Source organism: Microbacterium californiense (assembly GCF_047246625.1).
Classification (GTDB): domain Bacteria; phylum Actinomycetota; class Actinomycetes; order Actinomycetales; family Microbacteriaceae; genus Microbacterium.
Genome location: NZ_JBFOKQ010000001.1, coordinates 1621932 through 1634575, shown reverse-complemented (window position 1 = coordinate 1634575; position 12644 = coordinate 1621932). Strand labels below are relative to the sequence as shown.

The window sequence follows — 12644 nt, the reverse complement described above, 5'->3', positions numbered from 1 at the left end:
GTCGCCCGCGTCGCTCGCATCAGGCGATCGCGCCGCATCAGGCGGCCCTTGCTCAGAGCGGCCTGATCCCAGCGGATCGCCTGATCCCGCGCGGCCGAGCGGCGGCCGAGGACGACCGATGTCACACCCCGAAGGTAGGGTGAAACCGTGATCGTGGAGCATCTGAGTCTCGTCGACTTCCGCAATTACGCGACCGCCGAACTCGCTCTGCACCGGGGTCCGAACGTCCTCGTCGGCCGCAACGGCCAGGGCAAGACCAATCTCGCCGAGGCGGTGGTCTTCCTCGCGACCCTCGGTTCGCACCGGGTGTCGTCGGATGCGCCGATGGTGCGCGACGGCCAGGAGTTCGCGATCATCCGCGCCCGGCTCTCGCACGGCGAACGTCGCGTGCTCGTCGAGGTGCAGCTCAACCGCCAGGGCTCGAACAAGGCGCGCATCAACGGCTCGCCCTCCAAGACCAACGAGCTTCCGCGGTACGCGCACGTGGTGCTCTTCGCCCCGGAAGACCTCCAGATCGTCCGCGGCGACCCGTCCGCCCGCCGTCGGTTCGTCGACCAGCTCCTGATCCAGCGCACTCCGCGCCTGGCCTCCGTGCTCGGCGATTACGACCGCGTGCTGAAGCAGCGCAACGCTCTGCTCAAGTCGGCTCGGGCGCGGGGCATCCGCGGCGAGGCGCTCAGCACCCTCGACGTGTGGGATGACAAGCTCGTCGCCCTCGGATCCGAGATCATCGTGGCGCGTCAGCGACTGGCGGGCGACCTGCAGCAGCCGGTCGCCGACGCCTACGCCGCCATCGCCGGCGCGGATCACCGGCCCGAGCTGGAGTGGGCGCTCTCGATCCGCGGGGGCGATCCCGAGGAAGACGCGCGTCCGACGGACGACGAGGCGGATGCTGCACCGTCGGCCGCGGGTGCACTCGCCCGCGAGCAGGTGGCGGAGCTGTTCCGCGCCTCGCTGTTCGCGAAGCGCTCGAACGAACTCGACCGAGGACTCACTCTGACCGGTCCGCACCGCGACGATCTGGTGCTCCGCGTGCGAGGACTCCCGGTGAAGGGCTATGCGTCGCACGGTGAATCGTGGTCCGTCGCGCTCGCGTTGCGTCTGGCGTCGGCCGAGCTGCTGCGCAGCGAGTCGCCCGCGGGCGACCCGGTGCTGATCCTCGACGACGTCTTCGCCGAACTCGACGCGGACCGGCGCCAGCGCCTCGCCTCTCTCACCGCCGGGTACGAGCAGGTGGTGGTCACGGCGGCGGTGGAGGAGGATATCCCCGAGGTGCTGCATGCCCATGTGGTGCGCATCAGCGCGGGAACGATCAGCGACGAGCGCGACCGGACGACCGACGAAGCCATCGACACCTCCACTGAAACCGCCGACACGTCCGATGCACGCGAAGGGAGCGACGATGAGTGACGTCACGACACCGGCATCCGACGCCCCCGATGCTCCCGAGACTGTCGCGACCTACCTGCGTCTGCGCGGTCTGAAGCCGAGCTCGAAGAACTGGAAGCGCAAGAAGCGCGTCGCGGTCGACGACGACAACGCGCCGTTCACGCCCGGTCGTGACCCGGGGTCGTTGGGAGCGGTGCTCGACCGTCTGAGCCGGGAGTCCGGTTGGCAGACGACGCTGGCGCGCGAAGACCTCGTGCGGCAGTGGGCCGACCTCGCGGGCGCCGACACGGCGAAGCACTCAGAACCCGTCTCCCTCGAGCGCGGTCTGCTGACCGTGAAGTGCGACTCGACGGCATGGGCGAAGAACCTCCAGTACATGCGCGGCACCATCCTGACCGAGATCGGCCGACGGTACCCGGACGCCGGTGTGGAGAACCTCCGCTTCATCGGACCGGACGTCCCCTCGTGGAAATGGGGTCCCAGAGTCGTCCCAGGACGGGGCCCGCGCGACACCTATGGGTAGGGCACCACGCAAGGGGTGTCAACGCCTCAGAGGGCCACACGCGGCCGTTGAGCGGCATTTCGGTTCGAAACCCGGCTAGAATGGGAGTTCGAGCTATCGATGTGGAGAATGTCCTCTGATGACGCCTGAATCCCCTGCTGACGAGACGGAATCGACCAACGGGGGAAACCCTGACCCCGTCGAGGGCACCCCGTCCGGACGCGGTTCGAACGCACCCGCGAAGCAGCCCGGCGAGTACGGCGCCGACTCCATCCAGATCCTCGAAGGCCTCGAGGCGGTGCGCAAGCGCCCCGGCATGTACATCGGGTCCACGGGGCCCCGCGGTCTGCACCACCTGGTGTACGAGATCGTCGACAACTCCGTCGACGAGGCGCTGGCGGGATACGCCGACACCATCCTGGTGACGCTGCTCGAAGACGGTGGCGTGCGCGTGGTCGACAACGGTCGCGGCATCCCCGTCGATCCGCACTCCTCCGACCCGTCGAAGTCGACCGTCGAGGTCGTGCTGACCATCCTGCACGCGGGCGGCAAGTTCGGCGGCGGCGCCTACGCCGTCTCGGGCGGTCTGCACGGCGTGGGCTCGTCGGTCGTGAACGCGCTGTCGACCCGGTTCGAGGTCGAGGTCAAGCAGAAGGGCTTCGTCTGGCGGCACAGCTTCGCCGACGGCGGTCAGCCGCAGCAGAAGCTCGAGAAGGGCGAGGCGACCGACGAGACCGGCACCGCGATCACCTTCTGGGCCGACGGCGAGATCTTCACCGAGACCACCGAGTACGACTACGACACGCTGCGCACGCGCTTCCAGCAGATGGCCTTCCTCAACAAGGGCCTGCGCATCGAGCTCCGCGACGAGCGTCCGTCCTCCGCCTACGAGATCGAGGAGGAGGGCGTCGCCATCACGAAGCAGCCCGGCGACGTCTTCTTCTACGAGCGCGGCCTGGTCGACTACGTCGAGTACCTGAACAAGGTGCGCCATGCCGAGGTCGTCACCGAGGAGATCATCGCGTTCGAGTCGGAGGACAAGGAGCGCAAGATCTCGCTCGAGGTCGCGATGCAGTGGACGACGTCGTACACCGAGAACGTCTTCACCTACGCGAACACGATCAACACGCACGAGGGCGGCACGCACGAGGAGGGGTTCCGCGCAGCGCTCACCACTCTGGTGAACCGGTACGCGCGGGCGAACAACATCCTCAAGGAGAAGGACGACAACCTCTCGGGCGACGACGTCCGCGAGGGTCTCACCGCCGTGATCTCGATCAAGCTCGGCGAGCCGCAGTTCGAGGGCCAGACGAAGACCAAGCTCGGCAACACCGAGGCGAAGGCGTTCGTGCAGAAGGTCGTCGGCGATCAGCTCGGCGACTGGTTCGAGCGCAACCCGAACCAGGCGAGGAACGTCATCCGCAAGGCGATCGACGCCGCGACGGCCCGCCTCGCGGCACGCAAGGCCCGCGAGACGGCTCGCCGCAAGAGCGTGTTCGAGTCGGCCGCGATGCCCGACAAGCTCAAGGACTGCACGAGCAAGGACCCGTCGATCAGCGAGATCTTCCTCGTCGAGGGAGACTCGGCCGGCGGCTCTGCGGTGCAGGGCCGCGACCCGCACACGCAGGCGATCCTGGCTCTGCGCGGCAAGATCCTCAACGTCGAGCGCGCGCGTATCGACAAGGCGCTGGGCAACAAGGAGGTCCAGGCGATGATCCAGGCCTTCGGCACGGGCATCGGCGAGGACTTCGACATCGAGAAGGCCAGGTACCACAAGATCGTCCTGATGGCGGATGCCGACGTCGACGGCCAGCACATCACGACGCTGCTGCTGACCCTGCTGTTCCGCTACATGCGCGGACTCATCGAGGCCGGTTTCGTCTACCTCGCGATGCCGCCGCTGTACCGGCTGAAGTGGTCGAACTCCGCCCACGAGTACGTCTACAGCGACGAGGAGCGCGACGCGCTGCTCCAGCACGGGCTCGACAACGGCAAGCGCATCCCGAAGGACGCGGGCATCCAGCGCTACAAGGGTCTGGGCGAGATGAACGCCAAGGAGCTGTGGGAGACCACGATGGACCACACCACGCGGACGCTGCGCCAGGTGACCATCGAGGATGCCGCGGCCGCCGACGAGATCTTCAGCGTGCTGATGGGTGAGGACGTCGAGTCGCGACGCACCTTCATCCAGCGCAACGCCAAGGACGTCCGCTTCCTCGACATCTAGACCCGCTTGGTTCCTGAGCCCGCCGAAGGGCAGATCAGGTGTGACAGAGAGATTGATTGATGACTGACGAAGTACGCCCCGAGCCGGAGCACGACCACGGCAAGATCGACCAGGTCGACCTGCAGTCGGAGATGCAGCGCAGCTACCTCGACTACGCCATGGCCGTCATCGTGGGGCGCGCGCTGCCCGACGTGCGCGATGGTCTGAAGCCGGTGCACCGCCGCGTGATCTACGGCATGTACGACGGCGGCTTCCGCCCCGACAAGTCGTTCTCCAAGTGCGCCCGTGTGGTGGGCGAGGTCATGGGCCAGTACCACCCGCACGGCGACTCGGCGATCTACGACGCCCTCGTTCGTCTGGTGCAGCCGTGGTCGCTGCGGTATCCGCTCGCCCTCGGCCAGGGGAACTTCGGCTCGCCCGGCAACATGGGCGCTGCGGCTCCCCGGTACACCGAGACGAAGATGGCTCCGCTGGCGCTCGAGATGGTGCGCGACATCGAAGAGGAGACCGTCGACTTCACCGACAACTACGATGGTCAGACGCAGGAGCCGACGGTACTGCCGGCCCGCTTCCCCAACCTCCTGGTCAACGGCTCGGTGGGCATCGCGGTCGGCATGGCCACGAACATCCCGCCGCACAACCTGCGCGAGGTCTCCGAGGCGGCGCTCTGGGCGCTCGACAACCCGGACGTCTCCCGCGAGGAGCTGCTCGACGGCCTGATCCAGCGCATCCCCGGTCCGGACTTCCCGACCGGCGCCCAGATCCTCGGATCCAAGGGCATCCACGAGGCGTACCGCACCGGCCGCGGCTCGATCACGATGCGCGCCGTCGTCAACGTCGAGGAGATCCAGGGTCGCACCTGCCTCGTCATCACCGAGCTCCCGTACCAGGTCAACCCCGACAACGTGGCGGTGAAGATCGGCGACCTCGCCCGTGACGGCAAGATCACCGGCATCGCCGACATCCGCGACGAGTCGTCGGACCGCACCGGTCAGCGTCTCGTCGTCGTCCTCAAGCGGGATGCCGTCGCGAAGGTCGTCCTCAACAACCTGTACAAGCACACGCAGCTGCAGGAGAACTTCGGCGCGAACATGCTCGCGATCGTCGACGGCGTGCCGCGCACCCTCGCGATCGACGGCTTCGTGACGAACTGGATCGCGCACCAGATCGACGTCATCGTCCGCCGCACCCAGTTCCGTCTGCGCAAGGCCGAGGAGCGGATGCACATCCTGCGCGGCTACCTCAAGGCGCTCGACGCGCTCGACGAGGTGATCGCGCTGATCCGCCGGTCCCCGACCGTCGACGACGCGCGCACCGGACTGAAGTCGCTGCTCGAGATCGACGACATCCAGGCCGACGCGATCCTCCAGATGCAGCTCCGTCGTCTGGCGGCGCTCGAGCGGCAGAAGATCATCGACGAGGCCGCCGAGCTCGAGGCGCAGATCGCCGACTTCCTCGCGATCCTCGCCGACGAGTCCCGGCAGAGGGCCATCATCCGTGAGGAGCTCACCGCCATCGTCGATCGCTTCGGCGACGAGCGGCGCACGCACATCCTCCACGGCTTCGACGGCGACGTCTCGATGGAAGATCTCATCGCCGAGGAGGAGATGGTCGTCACGGTCACCCGTGAGGGCTACATCAAGCGCACGCGCAGCGACAACTACCGGTCGCAGCACCGCGGCGGCAAGGGCATCAAGGGCGCCCAGCTGCGCGCGGACGACATCGTCGAGCATTTCTTCGTGACGACAACGCACCACTGGCTGCTGTTCTTCACCGACAAGGGACGCGTCTACCGGGCGAAGACGTACGAGGTGCCCGAGGCCGGCCGCGACGCGAAGGGCACGCACGTCGCGAACCTCCTCGCGCTGCAGCCGGACGAGAGCATCGCCCAGGTCCTCGACATCCGTGACTACGCCGTGGCCGAGTACCTCGTGCTCGCCACGCGCGACGGCCTCGTCAAGAAGACGCGTCTCGAGGCGTACGACACGAACCGTCAGGGCGGCGTGATCGCCATCCGTCTGAACGACGAGGACGAACTGGTCAGCGCGCTGCTCGTCGACGCGGAGGACGACATCCTCCTCATCAGCCGCCGCGGCATGTCGGTGCGCTTCCAGGCGACCGACGAGGCGCTTCGCCCGATGGGCCGCGCCACCGCCGGGGTCAAGGGAATGAAGTTCCGCGAGGGCGACAGCCTGCTCTCTGCATCCGTCGCCGCCCCGGGCAGATTCGTGTTCGTGGTGACCGATGGAGGGTACGCGAAGCGCACCGCGGTCGAGGAGTATCGCGTGCAGGGACGCGGCGGATACGGCATCAAGGTCGCGAAGCTCAATGACGATCGGGGCACCCTCGCCGGGGGTCTGATCGTCTCCGCGGACGATGAGGTCCTGGTGGTTCTGTCCAGCGGCAAGGTGGTACGCTCTGCCGTGGCCGAGGTGCCCGCCAAGGGCCGAGACACCATGGGAGTGGTGTTCGCACGGACGACAGAAGCCGACCGGATCCTCGCCATCGCTCGCAACGGCGAGCGGGGCCTCTCCGACGATGACGACTCGGCCGAGGCGGATGCCGCAGCAGGCGTCGCCGACACCACGACCCCCGAGGAAAGCACAGACGCATGAGCACAGTAGCCGACAAGCTGGCGAAGAAGTCGACGCGGAAGACCGGCGGCAAGCAGGTACGCCTGCGCCTGGTCTACGTCGACTTCTGGTCGGCCGTGAAGCTGTCGTTCCTCGGCGCCGTGGCGCTCGCGGTCGTCACCATGGTCTCGTTCTTCCTCATCTACCTGGTGCTGCAGGCGACGAGCGTCATGGGTACGGCCGACGAGTTCATCCGCAACCTCACCGACAACTCGTTCAAGCTCACCGAGATCGTCGGTCTGCCGCAGGTGATGGCGTTCGCGGCGGTCGTGGCGATCCTCAACCTGATCGTCTTCACGGTCCTCGGCGCGGTCGTCGCCGGCATCTACAACCTGGCGGTCAAGGTCACGGGCGGTCTGCTCGTCGGCTTCATGTCGAACTGACTTCTCTCGGAAAGGGGCGGATGCTGCGGCATCCGCCCCTTTCTCGTGTCTGCGCCCTTCGTCTCGCAGCGAGGAACGGAGCGACGAGACGAAGGGCGCCATAGGTAGGGAAACCCCGAACGCAGGTGTCCGGATGCCTCGGTGTCGGCTCGAACGGGGCCGCCGTACCGTGGAAGCATGACCTCACAGATTGCGACCCCGCCGCCGGCGACGGCCGTGAAGCCGCCGTACCGCCTCTTCCTCACGATCCTCCATCTGGCGGCCGTCGGCGCGCTCGGCGGATTCATCTTCGCCGCTCTCGGCGGGCTCCTCGGCACCGGCATCGGCCTCCTCTTCGCGGCGGGCATCGGGCTCGTCCTGCTGGTCGGCCTCGTGTACGCGCTCTTCGGCGTCGGGTGGTTCGAGATCGCCCGCGTCGGCGCTCTGTACCGCACCCCGATCGCCCCGCTGCACTGGCGTCGGCGTGATCGTCCCGGTTTCGGCGGCTGGCTCCGCTCCCTCGGCCGCCAGGCGATCGACGGCCGCATGTGGCGGGCGCTGGCGAACTTCGCCATCACCGCGATCCTCGGCGTCGTCGTGATCCGCCTGTTCACGGCCATCGTGTGGTCGGCGATCATCGCGTTCGCCCCGCTCACCGACGCCGAGGCGATCGTCGGACCGTTCGGCGGGGGCGGCATCCCCGTGGTGTGGGCGCCCCTGGTGGCGATCCTCGGCATCGCCGCGTCGGTGGCGGGCATGATCGGCCTGGCTCTGCTGCACCGCACGCTGTCACTGGCGATCGTGGTGCGCAGTCGCGAGACGGAGCTCACCGAGCAGGTGCGGGCCAGCAGCGCGCAGCGCGAGGGGGCGGTGCGAGCCGCCGATGTCGAGCGCACGCGCATCGAGCGCGATCTCCACGACGGCGTCCAGCCGCGACTGGTCTCGGTCGGCATGACGCTCGGCCTCGCGCAGCAGAAGATCGACGACGACCCGGCCTCGGCCAAGGAGCTCATCGCCGAGGCGCACACCTCGACCAAGGCGGCCATCACCGAGCTGCGTCAGCTCGCCCGCGGCATCCACGCCTCCGTGCTGGACGACCGGGGACTGGATGCCGCGCTCTCGGCGCTCGCCGGGCGCAGTCACATCCCCGTGAGCCTCGACGTCCGCATGGACGGGCGCTGCAGCAGGGAGGCCGAGGCGGCCGTGTACTTCTCGATCGCCGAATCGCTCACCAACGCGGCCAAGCACTCCCGCGCCAGCGAGGCTCGGGTCACCGTGCGGATCCGCGAGGGCAACACCCTGTGGGCGCGCGTCGAGGACAACGGCATGGGCGGCGCGCAGGTGCAGCCCGGTGGCGGCCTCGACGGCATCGCGAACCGCATCCTCGCCGCGGGCGGGACCTTCCGTCTCGACAGCCCGCACGGCGGACCGACCAGCCTGGAGGTGAACGTGCCATGCGCATCCTGATCTGCGAGGACTCCGTCCTGCTGCGCGAGGGGCTCGTGCGTCTGCTCGAGGACGCCGGCCACGAGGTGGTCGCGGCCCTCCCCGACACCACCGGACTCACCGAGACGGTCGCGAGCGTCGACCCCGAGCTGTGCATCCTGGATGTACGGCTCCCCCCGACCTTCACGGACGAGGGCATCCGAGCGGCGCTCGGGCTCCGTTCGACGCATCCGTCGCTCGCGATCCTCGTGCTCTCGCAGTACGTCGAGGAGCGCTACGCCTCCGACCTCATCGCCGCCCAGGGCGGGCCGCTGGGCTACCTGCTGAAGGACCGCGTGGCCGACGTCGCCGAGTTCCTCGGATCGGTGCAGCGGATCGCCGAGGGCGCCACGGTGCTGGACCCCGAGGTGGTGGCGCAGCTGCTCACCCGTCGCAACCGCGACGACCGGATGCTGCGGCTCACCGAGCGCGAACGCACCGTGCTCGCGCTCATCGCGGAGGGGAAGTCCAACCAGGCGATCGCCGGGCTGCTCTTCGTCTCGGAGGCGAGCGTCGAGAAGCACATCACCTCCATCTTCCAGAAGCTGGGCCTGGAGCAGGGCGAATCGGGCAACCGACGCGTGCTCGCGGCCCTCGCCCACATCGAGAACACCGGGGGACGGACTCCCTCGACCGGACCGACAGGAGTGGCACGATGACCACCGAGCAGAACGACTACCAGGGCGGCCACACCCCGCTCACTCCCCCGCCCGCCGCCGACTCCGCGGCGCCGGTGGGTCCCCCGAACCCGAGCGGTCCCACCGGGTCCGGTCGATCGGGCGGCCCGACCGCGATCGTGGTCGTGACCGCCGTCATCGGAGGCCTCGCGCTGCTGGGGGCGGGAGGCGGTGCGGCCGTCGCGGCGACGCACGACCTCCGTTCGAGTGCCACCGCGGACGAGACATACACGGCCGACGTCGAGGGCATCGACCGGCTCGAGCTCGATGCCGACGCCAGCAGCGTGCACGTCGAGTTCGGCGACGTCGACGAGGCGACCCTCGAGGTCACCAACGGTGGTCCGGCGTGGACGTTCGAGCGCGACGGCGATCAGCTCACGGTCCGCAGCCCGCAGACGCGGTGGGGCTGGTGGTTCGGCAACTGGTTCGGCGACGAGGAGATCGTGGTCCTCACCCTTCCCGACAGTCTCCGAGACGCTCAGATCGACGGCGACCTGACGCTCGATGCGGGCAGTCTCCACGTGGACGGCGACTTCGGTGCCCTCGATCTCGACGTGAGCGCCGGCGACCTCACCGTGGCCGGTTCGGCGTCGAGTCTCGACGTCGACATGAGCGCGGGACGCGCCGACATCCTGCTCGACGGTGTGGAGACGGCCGCGCTCAAGGTCTCGGCCGGCGACCTCCGCGTCGAGCTGACCGGCACGGCGCCGGACTCGACGACGATCGACGTCAGCGCCGGGTCGGTGGACCTCACGGTTCCCGACGTCGAGTACGCCCTCACGCAGAGCACGGATGCCGGATCGCTCGACGCCACGGTCGACCAGTCCTCCAGCGCCCGGCGGACGATCGACGTGTCGCTCTCGGCCGGGGGTGTGACGATCCGTCCCGAGCGCTGAACGGGATCGAGGGCGGGGCCTCCTCGAGGCTCCCGCCCTCGATTCGGTTTTTGCGAGGATCTCCGGTAAAGTCTTGGAGGTTGACGGGGCTATAGCTCAGGCGGTTAGAGCGCTTCACTGATAATGAAGAGGTCCCAGGTTCAAGTCCTGGTAGCCCCACTCTGAAACTCAAGAAATCCCCCTTCGGGGCCTTAGCTCAGTTGGTAGAGCGCCTGCTTTGCAAGCAGGATGTCAGGAGTTCGAATCTCCTAGGCTCCACACTGTGTTGAGACAGTTCACGAAAGCCTCGCTCCGGCGGGGCTTTCGTGTTTTCGGGTGACGGTCGACCTGCCCTCTCGTGGCTGGACTTTCCCCTGTTCCGGTCTCCTTTTCAAGTACATCGATATTCCAATGGTTTCTCCCCCCGACGGCGCGGTCGAAGTGCGAGACTGCAGGGCGTCGATCCCGCCGCGCCGCGGTCGTCGGCGCACCGCACACTCGTACGGAGGGGACTTCCATGGAACAGCAGAAGCAGCCGGCACCCGCCCGCCCGACGGCGGCATTCGTCGGCGCATCGTGGGTCGCGCTCGGGATCGGGGCGTCCCTGTTCTTCATCGGCCTCTACAACGCCGACATGACCCTGGCCGAGAAGGGCTTCTACTTCGCCGTCTTCCTGCTCGGCGTCTTCGCCGCCGTCTCGGTCCAGAAGGCGGTGCGCGACCGCGCCGAGGAGGTGCCCGTCACCGGGGTGTACCTGGGCGTCTCGTGGAGCATGCTCGTCGCCGCCCTCGCACTCATGACCGTGGGGCTGTGGAACGCCGACCTCCTCCTCTCCGAGAAGGGCTTCTACGGGATCGGCTTCGCGATGAGCCTGTTCGCCGTGGTCGCCGTGCAGAAGAACGTGCGCGACCTCGCGGCGGCGCGTGAGGGCGAGCCCTCCCCCGCCGGTCCGCGGCCGCCCCTCTTCCCGCCGCCCCCGGCGCCCTGACCGACAGCCGCTCGGCTAGTCGCGGCATCCGCCATCGTCAACCCCGTCTCGGGGATCCGATCCTCCCGGCAGAGTGGAAGACATCAGTTCCGACTCGACAGGAGGAGGCATCATGGATGCTCAGGACCGACCCACCCACATCGTCGAGGACCCCGATGCGGTCCAGCCCGTGAACGAGGGCGAGGCCACGTCGTACGCGGATCCGTCGGACGACCCGGCTCAGGCCGAGTGGGAGCGCACCGAAGCCCTGGACGCCGGGGAAGACGTGGACGCGGAGGGCGACACCGCCACCGGAGCCGACCCCGACGAGATCGACTCCGACGAGGATCAGATTCCGCGGCTCGACCAGCCCGAGAGCGAACTGCAGCCGGAGAGCCAGGACGAGGACCCCCTCATCGTGGATCTCGGCGAGGACGGCGAGGGCGACCTCGGACCCAACGACGCCTGAGCGCTCGTGGTCACGCGGCTGCTGCTGATCTCCGACACCCACCTCCCGACGCGGGCGAAGCGGATGCCGGACGACGTGTGGCGAGCCGTCGATGCGGCGGATGCCGTCGTGCACGCGGGTGACTGGGTGGATGTCGCCACCCTCGACGCCCTTCAGACGCGTGCGCGGCGGCTCATCGCCGTGTGGGGCAACAACGACGGACCGGAGCTGCGAGCCCGGCTTCCCGAGTTCGCGGTCGAGACGATCGACCAGCTCCGAGTCGGGGTGGTTCACGAGACGGGCGCAGCATCCGGCCGTGAGGCCCGCATGGATCAGACGTATGCGGACCAGGGGCTCGACCTGCTGGTGTTCGGACACAGCCACATCCCCTGGGACTCCCGCACACCTCGCGGCGTGCGCCTTCTCAACCCGGGGTCACCGACCGATCGACGGCGCCAGCCGGTCTGCACCATGATGACGGCGACGGTCGACGGCGACGGGCTCCGGGATGTCAGGCTCGTTCCGGTCTCCCGAGGCTGAACGTCAGAGGGCCGGACCCCGGATGATCCGCACCGGACCGCGCGCCTGATCGATCCGCACCGGCTGCCCTTTCTGTGTCACGACGATCTCGCCGCGGGCCGCCAGGGCGTGGGCGACGCGGCGCACGTCGTCCATGTGCGAGCGCCAGTCCTCGCCGCCCACCGTCCGCGCCACGTCGCTCGGGCAGATCGACGACTCCGCCCGCTTGCGCACGAGAGCGCGAGTCGCCGCAGCGATCCGCTCATCGAAGCCGCTGCCGGCGGCATCCTCCCACCACGGGTGGCCGCGCTCGCCGAGGGCGACCTTCGCGTCCTGCACCCGCGCCCGAGCATCCGCCTCGCTGCTCTTGACCGCACGCCGCGCAGCCATGAGCTCGTCGACCAGCTCCTGACGGAAGCTGTCGGGAATCGAGGGGTCGGTCGCACGCCAACGTCGCCCATCGATCACGAAGTGGTGACCGTCCGGGGTGCGCTCCGGCTCGGTGCGGTCCTGTGTGGTGGTGCCCATCACCCCACTGTGCGCGCAGCACCGGCTCGACG

General features: G+C 68.6%; 12 protein-coding genes and 2 tRNA genes. 13 read left to right on the top strand and 1 reads right to left on the bottom strand.

Annotated features, from left to right (window positions below; all coding sequences use genetic code 11):
• Positions 1–147: 147 nt before the first annotated feature.
• From recF to AB3M82_RS07645, 13 genes are all read left to right on the top strand, one after another.
• A complete protein-coding gene (recF, locus tag AB3M82_RS07705; protein WP_412956814.1) occupies positions 148–1410 on the top strand; it encodes a DNA replication/repair protein RecF in 1263 nt (420 codons plus the stop codon).
• Positions 1403–1912 (top strand): DciA family protein, encoded by a 510-nt coding sequence (locus AB3M82_RS07700; protein ID WP_412956812.1) that lies wholly within the window; start codon positions 1403–1405, stop codon positions 1910–1912. The genes recF and AB3M82_RS07700 overlap by 8 nt, the downstream gene beginning before the upstream one ends.
• 118 nt (positions 1913–2030) lie before the next feature.
• Positions 2031–4118: a DNA topoisomerase (ATP-hydrolyzing) subunit B gene (gene gyrB / locus AB3M82_RS07695; RefSeq protein ID WP_412956810.1), complete on the top strand. Its 2088-nt coding sequence runs from the start codon at positions 2031–2033 to the stop codon at positions 4116–4118.
• A gap of 59 nt (positions 4119–4177) precedes the next feature.
• Positions 4178–6733 (top strand): DNA gyrase subunit A, encoded by a 2556-nt coding sequence (gyrA, locus tag AB3M82_RS07690; protein ID WP_412956809.1) that lies wholly within the window; start codon positions 4178–4180, stop codon positions 6731–6733.
• Positions 6730–7134 (top strand): DUF3566 domain-containing protein, encoded by a 405-nt coding sequence (locus AB3M82_RS07685; RefSeq protein ID WP_412956807.1) that lies wholly within the window; start codon positions 6730–6732, stop codon positions 7132–7134. The genes gyrA and AB3M82_RS07685 overlap by 4 nt, the downstream gene beginning before the upstream one ends.
• Before the next feature lie 177 nt (positions 7135–7311).
• The gene (locus tag AB3M82_RS07680; RefSeq protein WP_412956806.1) at positions 7312–8580 is read left to right on the top strand and encodes a sensor histidine kinase; all 1269 of its coding nucleotides are present in this window, start codon (positions 7312–7314) and stop codon (positions 8578–8580) included.
• Positions 8568–9257: a LuxR C-terminal-related transcriptional regulator gene (locus tag AB3M82_RS07675; protein ID WP_412956803.1), complete on the top strand. Its 690-nt coding sequence runs from the start codon at positions 8568–8570 to the stop codon at positions 9255–9257. The genes AB3M82_RS07680 and AB3M82_RS07675 overlap by 13 nt, the downstream gene beginning before the upstream one ends.
• On the top strand, positions 9254–10171 hold the full coding sequence (locus AB3M82_RS07670; RefSeq protein WP_412956801.1) for a DUF4097 family beta strand repeat-containing protein: 918 nt from the start codon (positions 9254–9256) through the stop codon (positions 10169–10171). Before AB3M82_RS07675 ends, AB3M82_RS07670 begins: the two co-directional genes overlap by 4 nt.
• An 85-nt stretch (positions 10172–10256) precedes the next feature.
• A tRNA-Ile gene (locus tag AB3M82_RS07665) sits at positions 10257–10330 on the top strand.
• A 26-nt stretch (positions 10331–10356) separates the two neighbouring features.
• Positions 10357–10429, top strand: a tRNA-Ala gene (locus tag AB3M82_RS07660).
• A gap of 238 nt (positions 10430–10667) precedes the next feature.
• Positions 10668–11138, top strand: a complete 471-nt coding sequence (yiaA, locus tag AB3M82_RS07655) for an inner membrane protein YiaA (protein WP_412956800.1) — start codon at positions 10668–10670, stop codon at positions 11136–11138.
• Between the two features lie 112 nt (positions 11139–11250).
• Positions 11251–11586, top strand: a complete 336-nt coding sequence (locus AB3M82_RS07650) for a sugar ABC transporter ATPase (RefSeq protein ID WP_412956799.1) — start codon at positions 11251–11253, stop codon at positions 11584–11586.
• 6 nt (positions 11587–11592) lie between these two features.
• Positions 11593–12105: a metallophosphoesterase family protein gene (locus AB3M82_RS07645; RefSeq protein ID WP_412956797.1), complete on the top strand. Its 513-nt coding sequence runs from the start codon at positions 11593–11595 to the stop codon at positions 12103–12105.
• Between the two features lie 3 nt (positions 12106–12108).
• Here AB3M82_RS07645 and AB3M82_RS07640 read toward each other — a convergent pair whose 3' ends face one another.
• Positions 12109–12612 (bottom strand): DUF3253 domain-containing protein, encoded by a 504-nt coding sequence (locus tag AB3M82_RS07640; protein ID WP_412956796.1) that lies wholly within the window; start codon positions 12610–12612, stop codon positions 12109–12111.
• Positions 12613–12644: the final 32 nt, after the last annotated feature.